This window comes from Faecalibacterium hattorii, assembly GCF_003287455.1.
GTDB classification, from domain to species: domain Bacteria; phylum Bacillota; class Clostridia; order Oscillospirales; family Ruminococcaceae; genus Faecalibacterium; species Faecalibacterium hattorii.
The window spans coordinates 13,677-33,654 of sequence record NZ_PRLC01000012.1 but is presented as its reverse complement, the minus strand read 5'-3'; the positions used below and the strand labels follow the sequence as shown (position 1 = coordinate 33,654).

The 19,978-nt window shown below is 57.8% G+C and carries 34 protein-coding genes; all 34 read right to left on the bottom strand.

The features are described 5' to 3' along the window. Positions 1 to 2: 2 nt before the first annotated feature. The 34 genes from rpsM to C4N23_RS09060 all read right to left on the bottom strand — a co-directional run bounded on the left by rpsM (position 3) and on the right by C4N23_RS09060 (position 19,893). Complete coding sequence (gene rpsM / locus C4N23_RS09225) at positions 3 to 374, bottom strand: 30S ribosomal protein S13 (protein ID WP_005937976.1); 372 nt, start codon at positions 372 to 374, stop codon at positions 3 to 5. A gap of 82 nt (positions 375 to 456) precedes the next feature. Beyond that, positions 457 to 570, bottom strand: a complete 114-nt coding sequence (gene rpmJ, locus C4N23_RS09220; RefSeq protein ID WP_005921832.1) for a 50S ribosomal protein L36 — start codon at positions 568 to 570, stop codon at positions 457 to 459. A 35-nt stretch (positions 571 to 605) separates the two neighbouring features. Continuing rightward, positions 606 to 857 (bottom strand): translation initiation factor IF-1, encoded by a 252-nt coding sequence (infA, locus tag C4N23_RS09215; protein ID WP_005937979.1) that lies wholly within the window; start codon positions 855 to 857, stop codon positions 606 to 608. Positions 858 to 1,230: 373 nt separating this feature from the next. Continuing rightward, a complete protein-coding gene (gene map, locus C4N23_RS09210; protein ID WP_055190704.1) occupies positions 1,231 to 2,022 on the bottom strand; it encodes a type I methionyl aminopeptidase in 792 nt (263 codons plus the stop codon). 2 nt (positions 2,023 to 2,024) lie between these two features. Beyond that, positions 2,025 to 2,657 (bottom strand): adenylate kinase, encoded by a 633-nt coding sequence (locus tag C4N23_RS09205; RefSeq protein ID WP_055190702.1) that lies wholly within the window; start codon positions 2,655 to 2,657, stop codon positions 2,025 to 2,027. A 141-nt stretch (positions 2,658 to 2,798) separates the two neighbouring features. Beyond that, positions 2,799 to 4,094: a preprotein translocase subunit SecY gene (gene secY / locus C4N23_RS09200; RefSeq protein ID WP_055190700.1), complete on the bottom strand. Its 1,296-nt coding sequence runs from the start codon at positions 4,092 to 4,094 to the stop codon at positions 2,799 to 2,801. Position 4,095: 1 nt separating this feature from the next. Then, complete coding sequence (rplO, locus tag C4N23_RS09195; protein ID WP_055190698.1) at positions 4,096 to 4,536, bottom strand: 50S ribosomal protein L15; 441 nt, start codon at positions 4,534 to 4,536, stop codon at positions 4,096 to 4,098. 20 nt (positions 4,537 to 4,556) lie between these two features. Next, the gene (gene rpmD, locus C4N23_RS09190; RefSeq protein WP_055190696.1) at positions 4,557 to 4,742 is read right to left on the bottom strand and encodes a 50S ribosomal protein L30; all 186 of its coding nucleotides are present in this window, start codon (positions 4,740 to 4,742) and stop codon (positions 4,557 to 4,559) included. A 14-nt stretch (positions 4,743 to 4,756) separates the two neighbouring features. After that, positions 4,757 to 5,257 carry a 30S ribosomal protein S5 gene (rpsE, locus tag C4N23_RS09185; RefSeq protein WP_097839894.1) on the bottom strand — a complete coding sequence of 167 codons (501 nt, stop codon included), beginning with the start codon at positions 5,255 to 5,257 and terminating at the stop codon, positions 4,757 to 4,759. Positions 5,258 to 5,276: 19 nt separating this feature from the next. Continuing rightward, positions 5,277 to 5,636 (bottom strand): 50S ribosomal protein L18, encoded by a 360-nt coding sequence (rplR, locus tag C4N23_RS09180; RefSeq protein ID WP_005934906.1) that lies wholly within the window; start codon positions 5,634 to 5,636, stop codon positions 5,277 to 5,279. An 18-nt stretch (positions 5,637 to 5,654) separates the two neighbouring features. After that, positions 5,655 to 6,206, bottom strand: coding sequence for a 50S ribosomal protein L6 (gene rplF, locus C4N23_RS09175; RefSeq protein ID WP_055190691.1), 552 nt, complete (start codon positions 6,204 to 6,206; stop codon positions 5,655 to 5,657). 17 nt (positions 6,207 to 6,223) lie between these two features. Further along, positions 6,224 to 6,622 (bottom strand): 30S ribosomal protein S8, encoded by a 399-nt coding sequence (rpsH, locus tag C4N23_RS09170; RefSeq protein ID WP_055190689.1) that lies wholly within the window; start codon positions 6,620 to 6,622, stop codon positions 6,224 to 6,226. A gap of 109 nt (positions 6,623 to 6,731) precedes the next feature. Continuing rightward, positions 6,732 to 6,917 carry a type Z 30S ribosomal protein S14 gene (locus C4N23_RS09165; protein ID WP_005921866.1) on the bottom strand — a complete coding sequence of 62 codons (186 nt, stop codon included), beginning with the start codon at positions 6,915 to 6,917 and terminating at the stop codon, positions 6,732 to 6,734. A 16-nt stretch (positions 6,918 to 6,933) separates the two neighbouring features. Continuing rightward, a complete protein-coding gene (gene rplE, locus C4N23_RS09160) occupies positions 6,934 to 7,482 on the bottom strand; it encodes a 50S ribosomal protein L5 (protein ID WP_005934909.1) in 549 nt (182 codons plus the stop codon). Positions 7,483 to 7,499: 17 nt separating this feature from the next. Continuing rightward, a complete protein-coding gene (rplX, locus tag C4N23_RS09155; protein ID WP_005934911.1) occupies positions 7,500 to 7,814 on the bottom strand; it encodes a 50S ribosomal protein L24 in 315 nt (104 codons plus the stop codon). A gap of 13 nt (positions 7,815 to 7,827) precedes the next feature. Further along, positions 7,828 to 8,196: a 50S ribosomal protein L14 gene (rplN, locus tag C4N23_RS09150; RefSeq protein ID WP_005938014.1), complete on the bottom strand. Its 369-nt coding sequence runs from the start codon at positions 8,194 to 8,196 to the stop codon at positions 7,828 to 7,830. A 43-nt stretch (positions 8,197 to 8,239) separates the two neighbouring features. Then, a complete protein-coding gene (gene rpsQ / locus C4N23_RS09145; RefSeq protein ID WP_055190687.1) occupies positions 8,240 to 8,497 on the bottom strand; it encodes a 30S ribosomal protein S17 in 258 nt (85 codons plus the stop codon). A 12-nt stretch (positions 8,498 to 8,509) separates the two neighbouring features. Further along, positions 8,510 to 8,695 carry a 50S ribosomal protein L29 gene (gene rpmC, locus C4N23_RS09140; protein ID WP_005921879.1) on the bottom strand — a complete coding sequence of 62 codons (186 nt, stop codon included), beginning with the start codon at positions 8,693 to 8,695 and terminating at the stop codon, positions 8,510 to 8,512. Then, entirely contained in the window at positions 8,685 to 9,125 is a 441-nt protein-coding gene (gene rplP / locus C4N23_RS09135) for a 50S ribosomal protein L16 (protein ID WP_005938020.1), read from the bottom strand. Before rplP ends, rpmC begins: the two co-directional genes overlap by 11 nt. After that, the gene (gene rpsC / locus C4N23_RS09130) at positions 9,125 to 9,829 is read right to left on the bottom strand and encodes a 30S ribosomal protein S3 (protein WP_005934914.1); all 705 of its coding nucleotides are present in this window, start codon (positions 9,827 to 9,829) and stop codon (positions 9,125 to 9,127) included. The genes rplP and rpsC overlap by 1 nt, the downstream gene beginning before the upstream one ends. Before the next feature lie 12 nt (positions 9,830 to 9,841). Next, entirely contained in the window at positions 9,842 to 10,177 is a 336-nt protein-coding gene (gene rplV / locus C4N23_RS09125) for a 50S ribosomal protein L22 (RefSeq protein ID WP_055190686.1), read from the bottom strand. An 18-nt stretch (positions 10,178 to 10,195) separates the two neighbouring features. After that, positions 10,196 to 10,462, bottom strand: a complete 267-nt coding sequence (rpsS, locus tag C4N23_RS09120) for a 30S ribosomal protein S19 (protein WP_005934915.1) — start codon at positions 10,460 to 10,462, stop codon at positions 10,196 to 10,198. Between the two features lie 17 nt (positions 10,463 to 10,479). Continuing rightward, complete coding sequence (gene rplB, locus C4N23_RS09115; RefSeq protein ID WP_055190684.1) at positions 10,480 to 11,310, bottom strand: 50S ribosomal protein L2; 831 nt, start codon at positions 11,308 to 11,310, stop codon at positions 10,480 to 10,482. Between the two features lie 77 nt (positions 11,311 to 11,387). Next, complete coding sequence (gene rplW / locus C4N23_RS09110; RefSeq protein WP_005934919.1) at positions 11,388 to 11,684, bottom strand: 50S ribosomal protein L23; 297 nt, start codon at positions 11,682 to 11,684, stop codon at positions 11,388 to 11,390. Further along, positions 11,684 to 12,307: a 50S ribosomal protein L4 gene (gene rplD, locus C4N23_RS09105; RefSeq protein WP_005938033.1), complete on the bottom strand. Its 624-nt coding sequence runs from the start codon at positions 12,305 to 12,307 to the stop codon at positions 11,684 to 11,686. The genes rplW and rplD overlap by 1 nt, the downstream gene beginning before the upstream one ends. Positions 12,308 to 12,321: 14 nt before the next feature. Then, a complete protein-coding gene (gene rplC, locus C4N23_RS09100; protein ID WP_055190682.1) occupies positions 12,322 to 12,954 on the bottom strand; it encodes a 50S ribosomal protein L3 in 633 nt (210 codons plus the stop codon). A gap of 92 nt (positions 12,955 to 13,046) precedes the next feature. Beyond that, the gene (rpsJ, locus tag C4N23_RS09095; RefSeq protein ID WP_005934923.1) at positions 13,047 to 13,358 is read right to left on the bottom strand and encodes a 30S ribosomal protein S10; all 312 of its coding nucleotides are present in this window, start codon (positions 13,356 to 13,358) and stop codon (positions 13,047 to 13,049) included. Positions 13,359 to 14,000: 642 nt separating this feature from the next. Further along, on the bottom strand, positions 14,001 to 15,176 hold the full coding sequence (locus tag C4N23_RS09090; RefSeq protein ID WP_112145555.1) for a hypothetical protein: 1,176 nt from the start codon (positions 15,174 to 15,176) through the stop codon (positions 14,001 to 14,003). Between the two features lie 3 nt (positions 15,177 to 15,179). Then, positions 15,180 to 15,665 (bottom strand): RNA polymerase sigma factor, encoded by a 486-nt coding sequence (locus C4N23_RS09085; protein ID WP_112145553.1) that lies wholly within the window; start codon positions 15,663 to 15,665, stop codon positions 15,180 to 15,182. Positions 15,666 to 15,780: 115 nt separating this feature from the next. Then, positions 15,781 to 17,538: an Rqc2 family fibronectin-binding protein gene (locus C4N23_RS09080; RefSeq protein ID WP_055190677.1), complete on the bottom strand. Its 1,758-nt coding sequence runs from the start codon at positions 17,536 to 17,538 to the stop codon at positions 15,781 to 15,783. Positions 17,539 to 17,572: 34 nt separating this feature from the next. Beyond that, positions 17,573 to 18,352 carry a Nif3-like dinuclear metal center hexameric protein gene (locus C4N23_RS09075; protein WP_112145551.1) on the bottom strand — a complete coding sequence of 260 codons (780 nt, stop codon included), beginning with the start codon at positions 18,350 to 18,352 and terminating at the stop codon, positions 17,573 to 17,575. Positions 18,353 to 18,468: 116 nt separating this feature from the next. Then, positions 18,469 to 19,131: a class I SAM-dependent methyltransferase gene (locus C4N23_RS09070; RefSeq protein ID WP_112145549.1), complete on the bottom strand. Its 663-nt coding sequence runs from the start codon at positions 19,129 to 19,131 to the stop codon at positions 18,469 to 18,471. Then, entirely contained in the window at positions 19,131 to 19,388 is a 258-nt protein-coding gene (locus tag C4N23_RS09065; RefSeq protein WP_172678640.1) for a DUF1858 domain-containing protein, read from the bottom strand. The genes C4N23_RS09070 and C4N23_RS09065 overlap by 1 nt, the downstream gene beginning before the upstream one ends. Positions 19,389 to 19,602: 214 nt before the next feature. After that, positions 19,603 to 19,893, bottom strand: a complete 291-nt coding sequence (locus tag C4N23_RS09060; RefSeq protein WP_055190671.1) for a zinc-ribbon domain containing protein — start codon at positions 19,891 to 19,893, stop codon at positions 19,603 to 19,605. Positions 19,894 to 19,978: the final 85 nt, after the last annotated feature.

The following is a 19,978-nucleotide window of genomic DNA, read 5'->3' as shown; positions in this document are numbered from 1 at the left end:
CCTTACTTCTTCTTGTTAGCGACCGTGCGCTTCGGGCCCTTGCAGGTACGTGCATTGGTCTTGGTGCGCTGGCCACGGCAGGGCAGATTCTTGCGATGGCGGGTGCCACGGAAGGACTGGATCTCGACCAGACGCTTGATGTCCAGAGCAACGTTGCGGCGCAGGTCGCCCTCAACGATGATGTTAGCCTGATCGATGTAGTCACGGATCTTAGCCTCTTCTTCCAGAGTCAGGTCCTTGACGCGGGTATCGGGGTTGATGCCAGTTGCCTCCAAGATCTTGTTGGCAGTGGTCTGACCGATACCGTAAACGTAGGTGAGACCCACCTGAACGCGCTTCTCGCGGGGCAGGTCAACGCCGGCAATACGTGCCATAGTAGTTTCCTCCAAAAATCATCCCATGTCAGTGTCAGGGTCTGCGCCGGGACTCTACGCACTTGACCCTCAGGCGCCCGAATTAGCCCTGGCGCTGCTTATGCTTGGGGTTCTGGCAGATGACCATCACGCGGCCTTTGCGGCGGATGACCTTGCACTTTTCGCAGATGGGTTTCACGGAAGGCTTGACCTTCATGATGTTGAACCTCCTTTTGAATGATGCCTTGACGCTTATTTGGAGCGCCAAGTGATGCGGCCCTTCGATAAATCGTAGGGCGACATTTCTACGGTGACCTTGTCCCCGGGCAGGATACGGATGAAATTGGTCCGGAGCTTGCCGGAGATGTGCGCTAAGAGGATGTGGCCGCTGGGAGTGAGCTTCCCGGTGTTCTTATCCTCGCTCAACATTTCCACCTTAAAGATGGCGTTGGGCATGGCTTCACGCACAATGCCTTCGATTTCGATGACGTCTTCTTTAGACAAGCTATTTGCCTCCTCATTGGATCTGCTCAGTTTGCCATGAATTGACGGACAGGCGGCGATAACCGCCACATACTTCTTCTCCTGCGGCACAAAATCCGCAAAGTGGGCAGAAAATCCCTGTCCACCGAGAAAGCATCTGGCTGCCACGGCCATTTATAGATTATACACCTTTTGCATCTATTTTGCAAGTTCTTTTTTCCGTATTTCCGATAAAAATTTCTTCAAAATCAAAAGCGGCTGTTTTTCGCTCCGGGTTTCGGGCGTCTCCACCGGTAGGATGAAACTTTTTCACCAAAACTTGTCGGAATTGCACAAATTACAGGTCTGGAAGCCAAAAAGACCTCCCCGAAGGGAGGTCTCAAAGGGTTTCCGCTTACTTCAGGCTGAAGGTCTCCGGGTCAAAATCCGGGTCGTCCCAGAAGCGGGTCATGATCTCGGTGTGATCCTTCAGGATCGCATTGGAGTGCTCGAAGTGCGCAGCCAGACCGCCGTCCTTGGTCTTGACGGTCCAGCCGTCCTTGGACTGGGTGATCTTGCAGTCGTACTGGCAGATCATCGGCTCGATGGCGATGGTCATGCCGGGCACGAGACGCGGGCCGCGGCCCTGATGGCCGTAATTGGGCACTTCGGGGTCCTCGTGCAGCTCGCGGCCGGTGCCGTGGCCCACGAACTCGCGGACGACGGAGAAACCGGCATCCTCGCAGTAGCTCTGCACAGCGTAGCCGATATCACCGATGCGGTTGCCCGCCTTGGCCTGTTCGATGCCCTTGTACAGAGCCGCCTTGGTCACGTCCAGCAGACGCTGGGCTTCGAGGTCGATCTTGCCCACCCCATAGGTGCAGGCGTTGTCGCCATTGAAGCCGTCCACCTTGGCACCGGTGTCGATGCTCACGATGTCGCCCGGACGGATCACGATGTCATGCGACGGGATGCCGTGGATGATGGTATCATTCAGGCTGATGCAGGCCGTTCCCGGAAAACCGTACAGGCCCTTGAAGTTCGGGATGCCGCCGTGCTTCACGATGAAGTCATAGATCAGCTTATCCAGCTCCCAAGTGGTCATGCCAGCTTCGATGTGCTCGCCGCCGTACTTCAGGGCAGCTGCGCTCAGGGCGTTGGCCCGACGCATTCCGTCCAGTTCTTTCGCATTCTTGATCTGAATCATGCTTACGCCTCCAAAGCCTTCATGATCTCAGCCGTCGTCTCTTCGATGGAGGGGCAGAACGGGATGGCAGCCAGTTTTCCGCGGGTACGGTAGAACTCCACCAGCGGCTCGGTCTGCTCGTGGTATGCCTTCAGGCGGTCCAGCACGGTTTCGGGCTGGTCGTCCTTGCGGATGACCAGCTTGCCGCCGCAGCAGTCGCACACGCCCTCGACCTTGCTCTTCTTGTTGAGGACGTGGTAGCTTGCGCCGCACTTCTCGCAGACGCGGCGGCCGCCCATGCGTTCCACGATCACCTTGTCCTCGACCTGCAGCTCCAGCACCTTGTCGATGCGGATGCCCATGGTCTCGATGGCCTCTGCCTGAGCAATGGTACGGGGCACACCGTCGAGGATGAAGCCGTTTGCGCAGTCTGCCTCGGACAGGCGGTCCTTCAGGATGCCGATGATGACCTCATCGGGCACCAGCGCGCCGGCGTCCATGAAGCTCTTGGCCTTCTTGCCCATCTCAGTGCCTTCCTTGACGGCAGCGCGCAGGATGTTGCCGGTGCTGATGGAAGGAATGTTCAGCTTTGCGCAGATGATCTCCGCCTGCGTGCCCTTACCGGCGCCGGGTGCGCCCAACAGAATCAGATTCATAGGGTTGCTCCTTTCCTTTTACAAGAGGACAGTGTATTTTTGTTTGAACCAGCTAACGGCCCACCAAAGCAAAAAAGCACTGAAAAGTCCGAGCGTGCTCTCCTTTCCAGTGCTTTCTCACATCAGTGCTTTAATTTTAGATCAGCCGAGGAAGCCCTTATGGTTGCGCATCGTCATAAAGCTGTCGAGGCTGCGGGTGGTATCAAGTGCCACACCGACAACGATCAGCAGGCTGGTACCGCCCAGCTGGATGCTCATACCGGTCAGGTTGCCGAGGATGATCGGCAGTACAGCCACCGCAGCGAGGAAGATCGCGCCGATGAGGGTGATCTTGTTCAGGGTGCGGGTCAGGAAATCGCTGGTCGGCTTGCCGGGACGGAAGCCGGGGATCGAGCCGTTGTTGCGGCGCAGATTGTTGGCGATTTCCACGGGGTTGTACTGGATGGCCACATAGAAGTAGTTGAAGGCCAGAATCAGCAGCAGGTAGATGACCACGTACAGCGCAGACGTATAATTGAAGGTATGGAAGAACGCATACCAGAACGGATGTGCTGCCTGATCGATCTGCAGGAAGCTGCCGATCGTGCCGGGGATCGAAACCAGAGCGGAAGCGAAGATGATGGGCATGACGCCGCTCATGTTCAGCTTCAGCGGCAGATAGCTGTTCTGCCCGCCCATCTGCTTGCGGCCCACCACGCGCTTTGCATACTGGATGGTGATGCGGCGCTCAGCATTCGTCATGATGATGATGAACACGATCACGACCAGTGCCAGCACGACCAGCAGGGGCAGCAGAATGTAGAACTTGGCCTCACCGGCCGCGGCGCGGGTCAGCAGACCCGTGACCGTGGTGTAGATGCTGGACCAGTTGGAAACGATCGAGGAGAAGATCAGAAGGGAGATACCGTTGCCGATTCCCTTGTCATCGATCTGCTCACCACACCAAGTGATCAACTGAGCACCGGCGGTGAAGGCGGCGATGATGACCACGGCGGTAAAGATACCGGCCGCGCCGTTCGTGTACTTCAATGCACCCATATTGCGGACCACGAAGTAGTAGCCGAGGCTCATCACCAGAGCGATGACGCCGCCGGCGTACCGGGTGATCTGCTGCAGCTTGCTCTGGCCGTCCGGCTCCTTCGCGATGTTTTCCAGCGAAGGGATCGCAACGGTGAGCAGCTGCACAATGATGGAGGCGTTGATATAAGGTGTCACACCTAACGCGAAGAGTGTGCACCGGGACAACGCGCCGCCGCTCATCATATCGAGATACGAGAGCATATTGCCGTTCGAGAACATCTGGCTCAGTGCAGAGCCGGTGATGAACGGAACGGGGATGGCGCAGCCCAGACGATACACCACGAGGATCGCCAGCGTGAACAGGAGACGATTTCTCAGTTCAGGAATCTTCCATGCGTTACGGAATGTCTGAAACACCTTACATCACCTCAGCCTTTCCGCCTGCCTTCTCGATTTTCTCTTTGGCAGAAGCGGAATAGGCTGCGGCCTTGACGGTCAGAGCCTTGGTCAGCTCGCCGTTGCCAAGCACCTTAACGCCGTCCAGAGTCTTCTTGACCAGACCCTTAGCCTTCAGAGCCTCAGTGTCAACAACAGCACCGGCCTCAAAAGCTGCTTCCAGATCTGCCACGTTAACGATGGCGTACTGGGTAGCAAAGATGTTGTTAAAGCCAACCTTCGGCAGACGACGTGCCAGAGGCATCTGGCCGCCTTCGAAACCAGCGTGCTTCACGCCGGAACGGGCCTTCTGGCCCTTGCTGCCGAAACCGGCAGTCTTGCCATTACCGGAGCCAATGCCGCGGCCCTTACGGGTCACAGCCTTGTTTGCGCCGGGAATCGCGTGCAATTCATGAAGTTTCATTATGCGTATACCCCCTGCTATTAGGCTTCGGTGACGCTGAGCAGGAAGCCGATCTTAGCGATCTTGCCCTGCGTAGCGGCATTGTCAGGCTGAACGGTAACGTCGCCCGGCTTCTTCAGGCCCAGAGCCTCGGCGGTAGCGATCTGCTTCGCGCCGCGGCCGATCAGGCTCTTCTTCAGCTCGATTTTGAGCATCTTCTCTGCCATGGTGTGTTACCTCCTTAACCCAGAATTTCTTTCACGGTCTTGCCGCGCTTCTCAGCGACGGACTCCGCGCTGACCAAGCCGCACAGACCTGCGAAGGTAGCAGAAACAACGTTGATGGGGTTGTTGGAGCGCATAGACTTCGCACGGACGTCCTTGATGCCAGCAGCCTCAATGACGGCACGCACAGGGCCGCCGGCGATCATGCCGGTACCGGGTGCAGCCGGCTTGAGCAGAACAGCGCCTGCGCCGTACTTGCCGACGATCTCGTGGGGGATGGTGGTGCCCTTCATGGCAACCTTGTGCATGTTCTTCTTTGCAGCAGCTTCGCCCTTGCGGATTGCCTCAGGCACTTCGCCGGACTTGCCGATGCCGTAACCGATGGTGCCCTTGCCGTCGCCCACAACGACCAGAGCAGCAAACTTCATGATGCGGCCGCCCTTGACCGTCTTGGAAACGCGGTTGATGGAGACAACCTTGGTGATCATGCCGTCGTCTTCACGGTTTCTCATAGCCATAATGTGTTTCCTCCTCTCATTACAGCTTCAGGCCGCCCTCACGGGCGCCATCAGCCAGGGCCTTAACACGGCCATGATAAACGTAACCGCCACGGTCGAAAACGACCTCGGTGATGCCCTTTTCCAGAGCCTTTGCTGCGACCTTCTTGCCGATCTCAGCAGCGGCCTCGACGTTGCCGCCGAAACCGTTGAAGTCCTTGTCCATGGTGGAAGCCGACACCAGAGTCACGCCCTGCTCATCATCGATGATCTGAGCGTAAATGTGCTTGGCGGAGCGGAAAACATCCAGGCGAGGACGTGCTGCGGTGCCGCTGATCTTGTTGCGAACACGGCGATGACGACGAAGACGAGCTTCGTTCTTGTCGATCTGCTTAACCATTGTCTTTCACTCCTTACCTTATTTCTTGCCCTTGCCGGCTTTGCCTTCTTTGTGCTTGACAACCTCGCCCTCGTAGCGGATGCCCTTGCCCTTGTAAGGCTCAGGCGGCTTCTTGGCGCGGATCTCGGCGGCGTACTGGCCGACCTTCTGCTTGTCAATACCGGTAACAGTGAAGTGGTTGGGATCCTGCCAAACGATGGTGCAATCCTCGGTATCGGGGATGTTCACCTGATGAGAGAAGCCCAGATTCATCACGAGGTTGGAGCCCTGCTTCTGGCAGCGCAGACCAACACCGACGATCTCCAGCTTCTTCTCATAGCCGTTGACGACACCGTTCACCATGTTGGCGATGTTGGTGCGGGTCAGGCCATGCAGGCCGCGTGCTTCGGGCTCGTCATTGGGGCGGGTAACCAAAACCTCATTGCCCTCGACCTTGACGGTCATGAGGGGATGATAGTTGGAATTCAGGCTGCCCTTGGGGCCCTTGACGGCGACGGTGTGTGCTGCCTCATCGACAGTGACAGTGACGCCGGCAGGAATGACGATGGGTTTTCTTCCAATTCTCGACATTGTCTTTTACCCCTTTCTTACCACACAAAGGCGAGGACCTCGCCGCCAACGTGCGCAGCACGAGCAGCCTTATCGGTCATGATGCCCTTGGAAGTGGAAATGATTGCGGTACCGAGGCCCTTCATGACCTTCGGCATATCCTCGCAGTTGGTGTAGATGCGCAGGCCGGGCTTGGACACACGGCGCAGGCCGGCGATAACGGACTCGCCGTTTGCCTGATACTTCAGGGTGACAACGATGGTGCCCTGAACGGTATCGTTCTTGATCTGCATGCCCTTGATGTAGCCCTCGTCAACCAGAATCTGGCAGATAGCCTTCTTCATGTTCGATGCGGGGATCTCCACAGAAGGGTGTTTGGCAGTGCTTGCGTTGCGGATGCGAGTCAGCAGGTCCGCGATAGGATCAGTAATCTGCATTTGCCACTAACCTCCTAAGATTAGCTCTCATTTGTTTTATAATGATACCGCTCCGAAACATCTTTGCCCCGGAGCGGATATCCGACCATTTATCCGGCTGCTGGGTCAATTACCAAGAAGCCTTCTTGACACCGGGAATCTCGCCCTTGTAGGCCAGCTCACGGAAGCACACACGGCACACGCCGTACTTGCGCAGCACGGAGTGGGGGCGGCCGCAGATGCGGCAGCGGGTGTATGCACGGGTAGAGAACTTAGCAGGACGAGACTGCTTCAGCTTCATAGACAGTTTAGCCATTGTATCAATCTCCTCCTTAGTTATTCTCGGTAGCGAACGGAGCGCCCAGAGCCTTCAGCAGCTCCTTGCCCTCTTCGTCGGTCTTAGCGGTGGTAACGAAGCAGACATCCATGCCGCGGACTGCATCGACCTTATCGAAGTCGATCTCCGGGAAGATGATCTGCTCCTTGATGCCGCATGCGAAGTTGCCGCGGCCGTCAAAGCCGTTGCCGTTGATGCCGCGGAAGTCGCGGACACGGGGCAGAGCGACGTTGAAGAAACGATCGACAAACTCGTACATACGCTCACCACGCAGGGTGACCTTGCAGCCGATGGGAGTGCCCTGACGCAGCTTGAAGTTTGCAACGCTCTTCTTGGCACGGCAGACGACTGCCTTCTGGCCAGTGATCTGGCCCAGATCCTTCATGACTGCCTCAAGGATCTTCTCGTTGTCCTTCGCTTCGCCGCAGGCAACATTGATGACGACCTTGTCCAGCTTGGGGATCTGCATAACGCTCTTGTAACCGAACTTGGAGTTCAGAGCAGGAGCAATTTCATTGACATACTGTTCTTTCAAACGAGCCATTGTTCCATACTCCTTTCTTACAGCTCAGCGCCGCACTTCTTGCAGACGCGGACCATCTTACCGTCCTTCTCGACGTGGCCCACACGCACGGCCTTGCCGCACTTGGGGCAGATGGGCATGACCTTGGATGCGTACATAGCACCCTCAGCCTTGACGATACCGCCCTGCTCGCCCTGACGGCGGGGCTTGACGTGCTTGGTAACCATGTTCTGGCCCTCAACGATGACCTTGTTCTCAGAGGGGCTGACCTGCAGGACCTTACCAGTGTGGCCCTTGTCCTTGCCGCTGATGATCATAACGTTGTCGCCGGTTTTAACATGAAGATTATTCATTTTTAAAACCTCCTTACAGCGATTCCGGAGCCAGGCTCAGGATCTTGGTGTAGCCGGCATCACGCAGCTCGCGAGCAACGGGTCCAAAGATACGGGTACCCTTGGGGCTCTTGTCGGCCATAACGATAACGGCGGCGTTCTCATCGAAACGGATGTAGGAACCGTCGTCGCGGCGGACGCCATGCTTGCTGCGCACGATGACAGCCTTGACGACGTCGCCCTTCTTAACGGAGCCGCCGGGGGCTGCCTTCTTGACAGAGCAGACCACGACGTCACCAATGTTTGCGTATCTCTTGCGGGTGCCGCCCAGCACGCGGAAGCACATCAGCTCCTTGGCACCGGTGTTGTCGGCAACTTTGAGATAAGTTTGCATCTGAACCATTTCAGATATCTCCTTTCAAACTGTTCAAAGCAGCGGGCAAAGATTACTTTGCCTTCTCAACGATACGGACCAGGCGCCAGCGCACATCCTTGCTCAGGGGGCGGCACTCCATGATCTCAACACGGTCACCGATGCCGCATTCGTTCTTCTCGTCACGAGCCTTGAACTTGGCGGTACGCTTCAGGATCTTCTTGTACAGGGGGTGCTGCACGCTATCCTTAACGGCAACCACGATGGTCTTATCCATCTTGTCGGACACGACAACGCCGACGCGGGTCTTTCTCAGATTACGTTCTTCCATCGTTTAACCTCCTTACTGCTTCTCAGCCAGAACGGTCATCACACGGGCGATGTCCTTCTTGACTGCTTCGATGCGGCCGGGGTTCTCCAGCTGGTTGATGGCATGCTGGAAGCGCAGGTTAAACAGCTCAGCCTTCAGATCTGCCAGCTTGCTGGTCAGCTCTGCGGTCTGCATCTCGCGGAGTTCATTAGCCTTCATTGGTGCCATCCTCCTTCACGGAGTCCTCACGGACCACAAATTTGCACTTGATGGGCAGCTTGTGCATTGCCAGACGCAGAGCCTCGCGAGCAGTTGCCTCATCGACATCTGCCAGCTCGAACAGAACGCGGCCGGGCTTCACAACAGCGACCCAGTATTCGGGAGAGCCTTTACCGGAACCCATTCGGGTCTCAGCGGGCTTCTCGGTAACGGGCTTATCGGGGAAGATCTTGATCCAGACCTTGCCGCCACGCTTGATGTAACGAGTCATCGCAACACGGGCAGCCTCGATCTGAGTGGAAGAGATCCATGCCGGCTCCAGAGCAACAAGGCCGTACTGGCCCTGGCACACCACGTTGCCGCGGGTAGCCTTGCCGGTCATGCGGCCGCGCTGGACGCGGCGGTACTTAACACGCTTAGGCAGTAACATTACTTGTTGCCTCCTTCCTTCTTCTGAGCGGTCTTAGCGCTCTTCAGGACCTCGCCCTTGTAGACCCACACCTTAACGCCGATGCGGCCGTAGGTGGTGGCAGCCTCTGCAAAGCCGTAGTCAATGTCAGCACGCAGAGTCTGCAGGGGGATGGTGCCCTCATGATAGCTCTCGGTACGAGCGATATCAGCGCCGCCCAGACGGCCGGAGCACATTGCCTTGATGCCCTTTGCGGGAACGGTAGAACGATCGCGGGGGCTCATGGCGTTGCGCATGCACTGCTTCATCGCACGGCGGAAGGTCACGCGGTTCTCCAGCTGACGAGCGATATCCTCTGCAACCAGCTGAGCGTTGGTGGAAGCGCTCTTGACCTCGATGACATTGACGATAACGGTCTTGCCATACTCTTTGGTCAGCTTGTTCTGCAGAGCAACGCGCTCTTCGCCGCCCTTGCCGATGACCATGCCGGGCTTAGCGCAGTAGATGTTAACGGTGACGCGGGGAGCGGAAGTGGAAGGATCCACAGTGCGCTCGATCTCGATCTTGGGGACGCCAGCGTCCTTCAGCTGAGCCTTCAGCTCAGTGCGGATCTTGTGATCCTCGACGAGGTTGTCGCTGAAATCCTTCTTGGAGGCAAACCAGCGGCTGTCCCAGTCTTTAATAACGCCGACACGAATGCCGTGCGGATTTACTTTCTGGCCCATTGTTTTCCCTCCTTACTGTTTCTCTTTCAGAACAACGGTCATGTGGCTGGTGCGCTTCAGGATGCGGTAGCCGCGGCCCTGTGCACGAGGCATCATGCGCTTCAGCGTCGGGCCGGGGCAGACGTAGCACTCGGCGACGTAGAGGTTGTTCTTGTCCATATTGAAGTTGTTTTCCGCATTTGCGGCTGCAGACTTCACCAGCTTCAGAAGGGGCTCACAAGCGGCCTTCGGGGTGTACTGCAGGATTGCCAGCGCTTCGTCCAAGGGCTTGTTACGGATCAGATCCATAACGATGGACACCTTACGAGGACTAATGCGGGCATAACGAAGAATTGCCCGAGCTTCCATGTTGTGTTCCTCCTTCTCTTACTTCGAATTACCGGTGTGGCCCTTAAAGGTACGGGTGGGAACGAACTCACCCAGCTTGTGGCCAACCATGTCCTCGGTCACGTACACAGGCACATGCTTGCGGCCGTCGTGGACGGCAAAGGTGTGACCAACGAATTCGGGGAAGATCGTGGAGGCACGGCTCCAAGTCTTAATGACCTGCTTCTTGCCGGAAGCGTTCATCGCTTCAACGTGCTTCAGAAGAGCAGCTTGGACGAAAGGTCCTTTTTTAATGCTTCTACCCATTGTCTTTAACTCCTCTCTTACTTACCTGCACGCTTCACGATCAGCTTATCGGAGCGCTTATGATGCTTGCGAGTCTTGAGACCCAGAGCGGGCTTGCCCCAAGGAGTCATAGGACCGGAGTGACCAACAGGTGCGCGGCCCTCGCCACCGCCGTGGGGGTGGTCGCAGGGGTTCATGACGGTACCACGGCTGCCGGGACGGACGCCCATGTGGCGCTTACGGCCAGCCTTGCCGAGGTTGACGTTCTCGTGGTCGATGTTGGAGACCTGACCGACGACTGCAGTGCAGTTGACGGGCACGTTGCGCATCTCACCAGAGGGCAGACGGACCAGAGCGTAACCGTTCTCCTTAGCCATCAGCTGAGCCATGTTGCCAGCGGAACGAACCAGCTGAGCGCCGCGGCCGGGATACAGCTCGATGTTGTGGATGATGGTACCGACGGGGATGTTCTCGAAGGGCAGGCAGTTGCCGGGCTTGATGTCGGCGCCCTTGCCGCTCAGGATCACATCGCCGACCTTCAGGCCGTCGGGAGCGATGATGTAGCTCTTGACACCGTCAGTATACTCGACCAGAGCGATGAATGCGCTGCGGTTCGGATCGTACTCCAGAGTCTTGACGGTAGCGGGCATATCGGTCTTCTGACGCTTGAAGTCGATGACACGATACTTGGTGCGGTTGCCGCCGCCCTGATGGCGGACGGTGATACGACCGGTGTTGTTGCGGCCGCTGTGCTTCTTCATGGGCTCCAGCAGGCTGCGCTCAGGAGCGACCTTGCTCAGGACGCTGTAATCCGTGACGGTCATGCCGCGGCGGCCCGGAGTAGTGGGGCCATACTTCTTGATAGCCATAATGCTATTCTCCTTTGTTTATCTTATGAATTATTATCGGGGTCATATCCCCATAGAGGAACCCTCGGTGGGTTCGATTAGACCATGCTGTTGAAGAACTCGATTTCCTTGGAGTCCTTGGTCAGGGTCACGATCGCCTTTTTGGAAGCGGCGGTGTAACCAGCATGCATACCCTGACGGCGGAAGCGGCCGCGCACGGAAATGGTGTTGACCTTTGCGACCTTAGCGCCGGGGAACAGGGTCTCGACAGCCTGAGCGATCTCGACCTTGGTAGCGTCGGTAGCGACCTTGAAGGTGTACTTCTTGTCGGCGATGCCAGCCATGGAGTTCTCGGTAATGACCGGCTTCAGGATGATATCATGTGCGGTTTTCATTAGCCAAGCACCTCCTCAAGCTTCTTTGCTGCGTCGACGCTGATGATCAGCTTGTCGGCGTTCAGCACGTCATAGGTGTTCACGCTGCCAGCGAAGGTGGTCTTCACACCAGCAATGTTGCCGGCGCTCTTGACGAACTTTGCATCGACAGTCTCATTGACCAGCAGGTTCTTCTTGCCAGCGCCAACGGCGTTCAGCATTGCAACCACAGTCTTGGTCTTGTACTCGTCGCAGGCGAACTTATCAACAACGACCATGTTGCCATTGGCAGCCTTGTCGGACAGGACGCTCAGCAGAGCCAGACGCTTGACCTTGTTGTTGATGTGGTAGTTGTAGCTGCGGGGCTTGGGGCCCAGAGCAACACCGCCGTGGGTCCACTGCGGAGCGCGGATGGAACCCTGACGAGCGTGGCCGGTGCCCTTCTGACGCCAAGGCTTCTTGCCGCCGCCGGAAACTTCCATGCGGATCTTGGTGTTCTGGGTGCCCTGACGCTGATTAGCGAGGAAGTTCACCACAGCAATGTGGACAGCCTTCTCGTTCGGGGTGATACCGAACACGGCGTCGGAAAGCTCGATCTCGCTAACATGCTGACCGTTCATATCGACTACATTAAACTTTGCCATTGTAGCTTTCCTCCTTACGCCTTCACGCTGTTGGCCAGAGTGACGATGGTGCCCTTGGAGCCGGGAACCGCACCCTTGACAGCGATCAGATTGTTCTCGGTGTCAACCTTGACAACGGTCAGGTTCTGCACGGTGACGCGCACAAAGCCCATGTGGCCGGGCAGACGCTTGCCGGGGAACACGCGAGAGGGGGTAGAAGTGGAACCGTTAGAACCAGCATGACGAGCAACAGGACCGGTGCCGTGGCTCTCACGCAGACGGTGCTGACCATAACGCTTGATAACGCCCTGATAGCCCTTGCCCTTGGAAACGCCGACCACGTCGACCTTGTCGCCGGCTGCGAAGACATCAGCCTTCAGCACGTCGCCAACGTTCATAGCGGAAACATCTTCCAGACGGAACTCGCGCAGGGTCTTCTTGGGGGCAACGTTTGCCTTCTTGAAGTGACCTGCTGCTGCCTTGTTGACCTTCTTGGCGGAAACCTCGCCGAAGCCCAGCTGAACAGCCTGATAACCATCGCTCTCGACGGTCTTCTTCTGCACGACGGTGCAGGGACCAGCCTCGATGACGGTCACGGGGATGACCTTGCCGTTCTCATCGAACAGCTGGGTCATACCGACTTTCTTGCCGATAATGCCTTTAACCATTTTCTTTTCCTCCTGTAAAGGTTATTGGTTGGCGGCGCACGTCACCGCCAACATGACCCCTCGGGAAACGAGGGCATCGAATGATCGATCTGTTACAGCTTGATCTCGATGTCCACGCCAGCGGGGAGCTGGAGGCTCATCAGAGCCTCGACCGTCTTGTTAGACGGCTTCAGAATGTCGATCAGACGCTTGTGAGTGCGGCTCTCGAACTGCTCGCGGCTATCCTTGTACTTGTGGGTAGCACGCAGAACGGTCACGATCTCGCGATCGGTGGGCAGGGGGATGGGGCCGGACACGCGGGCACCAGTGTGCTTTGCGGTCTCCACGATCTTCTCTGCTGCGGCATCGATCAGCTGAGCATCATAGCTCTGCAGACGGATTCTGATTTTCTCTTTGACTGCCATTGCTTACGCCTCCTGAAAAAATTGATTTTGCCCTAGGCGAGCCGATAAATTGCTCTACACAGTTCCGGGTGTTCCTCGATTTGGCACTAGAAAAACCGGTGAACCGCTCGGCAGTTCTCCCGGATAAATATTAGCAAATCAAATCCGAACATTGGTTCCGCCCGTTTCGCAGGTCGCCCTGCCGAGGGAACGTATTCCATCGCTGTCAGTAATTCTTTCGCCCGGTTCTAAGATCGGACATACTCCGCGGAAATAACCCATCACAGCTATCGCCGGATGACAACCTCCCGCATCTACGCATATCGCTGGCCTGCACGACTTGTATCGCACAAGCCTTTTGCAGCCGAGAGATATTTTATCACATCTGCGTGCATTTGGCAAGTGTTTTTTCGCGATTTTTCAGAAAAAATCCGATTTTTCTTTTTTATTTTCTTCTTTTGATGTCCCGGCCCAAATTTTGTGCAGAACGCACAATTCCAAGAGGCTCTTTTCGGTTGAAAACCTTATCAGCCCTTTTAGGATGCCCCATTCCCCCGGCTTTTATTCCTTCCCGCAGAAAAAGCCCTCCCGGAGGGTCCTGTTTTCACAGGCGGGAGGGCGCGGCATTTCTGCCTTTTATTATAATGGGAGGATGGCAGTTCGTTACAGGGTCAGCTGGATGCCGTCCAGCCGGACGGTGTCATCGTTTTCTTCTTTCGCAAGGCCTGTCTGGATCTGCGCCACATTCTTTGAAACGGCACTCACCGCATTTTGCTGCAATTCGGTGCAGAAGACCATCGCGCAGCCATCAAAAACGAACTTCTTCGCGATGGTGTCCGGCTCCAATGCTTTATCCAGCTTTACCATTGCGCAGTCCACGCAGGTCACGCCGTCCGGGTAAAGGTCCAGCATCTCTTTGCCTAGCCAGAGCATCGGCTTGCCGATAAGGGTGTGTCCGTGCAGGACACGAAGCTCCTGATATTCAAGTTCAGGGATGACATCGACGGCCTCTTCCAGCGTATCGGGCAGGAAGATCGTTCCCTCTGCGTGCAGATACTCGATCTTCTCCAGCAGCTCCCCTGCCTTTTCGGGAATTGTCACATCGCCCATGACATAGAGACGGTCTCCGTTCCGGCGCAGCGCCGATGCACTCAGTTCGAGGTCGTCATCCAGAAACGCCGTGCCGTCCGGCAGGATCACCAACTCGGTTTCCTCGGTGAAGAGGGGCGCAAGGGTCTCGGCGTTGCTCTCGGTCAGGATGGCTTTCGGGGCCGCGAACCGCGCCCCCTTTGCCGCCAGTGCTTCGGCGTCCAGCTTCGGGTCAACGGCCACGAACATCCTTTCTGCCCAGTAGAGCTTCGCCTGCGCCCGGAGCAGGAAGGTCTTGTCCAGCTTGGTCGTGCTGTTCAAAATCACCGCATCATCCGGATAGATGCAGACCTTGCCGTTGACGGTGCATTTTGCCGTGACCGCCGACACAAGCGACTCCGGGCAGTAAAGCTTGCCGTTGACGACGATGCCGCAATACTGTTCCAGAGCCTTCACGCCGTCCGGCTTCATATAAAGCTTGCCGTTGACGACCATCGCCCGTTTCTTGTCCGGGATGGAAGTTCCGTCCAGCGTCGCCTTGCCGTTGATGGTGCTGACATCCACATCGTCCTCGCCGTTGATGCTCTGCACCACATCCAGTTTGACGCCGTACTGATTCAGAAGTGCCTGTGCGTGGGGATTCATCAGGGCAAAAACAGCTTCCATCTCGCACTTGTCATACGCGGCAAGCGTCTCTTCGGTCAGGTGGCGCAGGTCAAGGACAACAGCATCGACTTTCAGTTTTTTCATCGTTCATTCCTCCAACAGTTCGTGTTTCAAAAGAGTTCGTGCTTTCATCAGGCGGGCACGGACGGTTCCGGGGGGCAGATGGAATATTTTGCTCAGCTCACTGGCGTTATAGCCTTCTTCATAACGCAGCGTAAACATCGCCCGGTCCAAAGGGTCCAGCAATTCCAGCAGCGTTTCCAGATCCACGGTGCCCAGCGCCGCTTCTGCCGTTTCGTCCGGCGGTTCCTCGTCCCCCTCCGGAAGCATTTCTCTCATGAGGCTTTCCTCTTTCATTTTCCGGCGGAGCTGGTCGCAGTACAGGTTCCGTGCCGTGGCAAACAGCCACGCCTTGCACTGCCGTTGGTTGAAGCTGTCCAGCAGCTCCCGGTTCTGCAGTGCTTTCAGGAAAACTTCCTGCGTCAGGTCCTCGGCCCGGCTTTCCTCCCGGCAGAGCTTGTAACAAAAGTGTTCCAGCTTGTCCCAGAATCCCTCGTACATCCACTCCCACATGGGCCTTCCTCCTTTCTCCTCAGCGGGCTTCTGTCTGTAAGACGAATGGCAGGGGCCAAGTGTTTTTCCCTTCCAAAAAAATTCGGAGCCATCTTTTTCCGATGGCTCCGGTGGTTTACGTTTTCTGTTTCAGCATCTCCGCCAGATCTTCCCTCGGCGTGACGTACACGGTGGTGTACACCTCATACAGCACCATGCCGGGCTTGGCGCCGTTGGCCTTCCAGATGTTCTTCACCTCGGTGGTGTCCACCGCGACCTTTGCGCCGGTGCCCGCCTTGAAGGTGCTGGAATAGAGCACAGCCAGCTCTGCCGCTTCCTGCTTGGTGGTGTCGGGGATGTCCTCGCCCCGGCTCATGACGACCACATGGCTGCCGGGGGCTTTCTGCACATGGAACCACAGGTCCTTGCCGCGGGCGGTGTGGAGGGTGAGCTTATCGTTCTGGGCATTGTTCCGGCCCACCAAGATCTCAAACCCGTCGCTGGACACAAAGCGCAGGAAATCCGCCGGTTTCTGGCGCTTGTCCCGCTGCTTGTAGTATTTCAGGTAGCCTTGGCTCTTGAGTTCGGCGCGGATCTCGTTCAGCGCCGCCTCGCCGGAGGCCGTCTCCACCTCGTACAGAACGGTTTCGAGGTAGGCGATCTCCTTTTCGCCCTCGGCCAGCAGGTCCACCAGCATCCGCGCAGCAGTCTGCTTCTTCTTATAGTTCTTGAAGAAGTTCTGGGCGTTCTGGCTGGGAGTGAACCGCAGGTCCAGCGGGATGGTGACCTCTTTCCCCTCGTCGTACCAGTTGGGCACGGTGATGCTCTTCATCCCCTTCTGGGCCATATAGAGGTTGGCGGAGAGCAGCTCGCCGTAGAGCCGGAGCTTTTCGCTCTTGCCGCTGGCGGCCAGTTCTTCCTGCCGGGCCGCCTGTTTGCGGACCGCGCGCTCGTACATATTGTGCACCGCTTTGTGGAGTTCTTTGCTCTTGGTGCGCAGCCGCTCGGCGCGGTCTTTCTCGGCGTAGTAGCCCTCCAGCATGGCATTGAAGGAGGGCCATTCCTTTATACGGTACGTCTCGCCGTACTGCTGAGGCCGGAAGAAGGTGAACTCCACCGGCTTGCCGTCCGGGGCAGTGACGCTGCAGGGGCAGCCGCCTTGGTCGTGGAGTTCCTTCAGCTCATCGATGGCGGCCATCAGCTTCCGTTTCTGATCCTCGGTCAGCCCGTCGGCCAGCAGGTGTTCGCCGTTGAAGGCGCGCCATGCGGCCTCCCGGCAGACCACCGGGCCGACCCCTGCAACGGTCTTGTTCAGCGCATCCGCCACCGGCAGGTCGCGCTCGCACGCCGCCGCCACGATAGACGCCGAGCTCACCGCGAGGAAGTCCGGGCGGGCCGGTTTGGGCGGCACCGTGTAGGGCAGACCCGGCAGGAGCTGCCGGATGTCGCTGTCCTCAAAATCCACCCGCTTGAGGGCGTCGATGATCTTGCCGTTCTGCACCAGCACCAGATTGGAGTAGCGGCCCATCAGCTCAGCGCAGAGGGTGTTTCGGACGAGGTCACCCATCTCGTTGGTGCACTGGAACTCGAAGTATACGATGCGGTCGCCCGGTTCCATTCGGACATCCAGCAGCTTGCCGCCGGTCAGGTGCTTCCGCATCAGCATACAGAAGGAGGGCGGCGTCTCCGGGTTCTCGAAGCTCTCTTCGGTCAGGCAGACCCGCGCGGAACCGCTCCGGGCCGACAGCAGCAAGCTGTAGGTCTCGGTGCGGGTGCGGAGCGTCAGCACCAGCTCGTCGCGAGTCGGTTCAAATAATTTTGCGATCTTCGCCTCGGTCAGCGTTGCTTTCAGCTCCGCCGCCGTCAGCGCCAATGTCGCAGCATCCAAAGCCATTGATCTTATTACCTCGTCAATCGTTCTCTGCTCATTATACAATATAAGTATAGGGGTCCCGGTTTTGGGTGCTGACCAGCACCTCCACCTCCGGGAATGCAGCCCGCAGCTTTTCGGCCACGGCGGCCGTCACCGGGAATTCGGTGGCGTAGTGCCCTGCCGCGATCAGCGAAAAGCCCAGCCGCGCCGCGTCACAGGCGTGGTGGTGGTTGGCTTCGCCGGTCAGCAGACAGTCTGCGTCCATCGCGATGGCATCCTCGAACAGACTGCCGCCCGCGCCGCTGATGACGGCCAGCCGCCGCACCGGCATCCCGCTGTCGGTGTACTTCACCTGAACAGCCGGACCTTCGGCGGGCAGATTGCACCGCTTGGCCAGCTCCTGCTGGGCCTTTTTCGCCAGTTGGGGCACCGTGATGGGGTCGATCTCGCCCACACGGCCGCAGCCGCCCGCAAAGGTCTCCCAGTTCCGCATCCCGAAAATGCCCGCCAGCACCTCGTTGACGCCGCCCTCGGCTGCGTCCAGATTGGTGTGCATACAGATGGCGGAAATGCCGCTCTGCACCAACTGGAAGGGCACATCCCTGCTGCCCAGCTTCTTGAGCGGGCTGAAGATGACCGGGTGGTGCGCCACGATGAGGGAGCAGCCCTTGGCGGCGGCCTCCTCCACCACCTCCGGGGTGATGTCCAGCGTGACCAGCACTTTTTCCACCGGCCCGCCGCAGTCCACCAGCAAGCCGGGGTTGTCCCAGCTCTCTGCCAGCTCCAGCGGGGCGATGCGCTGCATCCCTTCGTAGATCTGATGTGTTGTTGTCATAACGTTCACCGTCCTCGCTCTCTCCGTCATCGCTCACGCGATGCCACTGTCCCCACTCTGTCGCAATTGCGGCATCTCTCCCTGACCGGGGAGAGTCTTTCCCAAAGTGGGAGGCTTTATCGCGGCAAACCCGCCAGCAAATCGTCAATTTCCTGTGCTAAAAGGGAACCGTCGGGAACACCCAGCCGGAACCGGGGGAGCTTGGCTTTCTGCCAAGCAGCGTAGCCTTCGCCCTCCGGCCATTCGCCGGTGCGGCCGAACAGGCACTCGGTAAAGGTCGGGGTCTTCTTCTCGCCGGTGTACTCCGCCGCCATCACGGCATACCAGCGGCCCGCCGCCTGTACCGGACGGTCCACCGCAAGAGTGAAGCCGTGTTCCCACAGCCAGCGGCGCAGTTCGCTGTGGCGGGTAGCGGGCACCATGACCAGCCGAGGTCCGCCGGGCTGGGAGACCCACGGGGCCTTATCGATGATCTCCCACGTCGTCTGGGCAGAAACGCCTGCCAGCACGATGGTGCCGACCTCCCCCGCCGACAACACAGAAAGACCGTCGCCGAGCCGGAGCTCAGCGCGGTCTTCGCATCCTGCATGTTCCAGCGTCTGCTTGGCCTTGGCCAGCGGGCCGGGGCGCAGGTCAGCCCCGATGACCTTCGGGTATCTGCCCGAAGCCGCCAGCACCGCCGTCAGCTTGCCGTGGTCGCAGCCGATGTCGGCCACCGGCTTGCCGGGCAGCACCAGCTCCGCCGCCGCCGTCAGACGCGCATCCAGTGTGGGCAGCATCAGGCCTTCTTGGCGGCCAGATGCTCGTTCAGCTTCTCGATCAGCTCGTCGCAGTCCACACCGTGCACCTCACAGGCCTCCTCGATGCTCTCGCCGCGGGATGCCGGGCAGCCGAGGCAGTGCATACCGATCTCCATGAAGTAGGGAGCGGTGGTCTGATCCATATCCAGAATGTCGCCGATGATGGTCTCGCGGGTGACCTGCTTCATCTCGGCCTTCTTCTCGTCCTTCTTGAGCATATCAAAAATATCAAACATGATGGGTGTTCCTTTCTGTTGTGGGTGTTCCGGCGGCAGAAATGCCGTCTTCCTATACTATACCCTATCGCTCGGTATTTTTTCAAGTATTCTTGTAAATTTTCAAGCTTCGTCTTCCTACAGCCTCTCCGTCGGGCTTGCGCCCGCCAGTACAAAAAGCCCCCTCCATCTTCCGACGGAGGGGGCCAAGCGATTCAGATCGTAAAATCAGCGCTTAGTTCTGCTTCATGCGAGCGAAGCAGTCAGAGCAGTAGACCGGACGGTCCTCACGGGGCTGGAAGGGAACCTTGCAAGCCTTGCCGCAAGCTGCGCAGACAGCATCGAACATCTGACGCTCACCGCCGTTGTTGCCGCCACGGACGCCGTTCTTGCGGGCGTCACGGCAGGGCTTGCAGCGCTGGGGCTGATTCTCAAAGCCGCGAGATGCGTAGAACTCCTGCTCACCAGCAGTCCAAACAAACTCCTTGCCGCAGTCTTTGCAAACTAAAGTCTTGTCTTCGAACATAGTAGTATCTCCTCTTTGTTTAGTTCTTGCCCACGGAAGGATTGTAACCATACCTTTGGTTTTTAGGGACCATCGCGCTGATCGT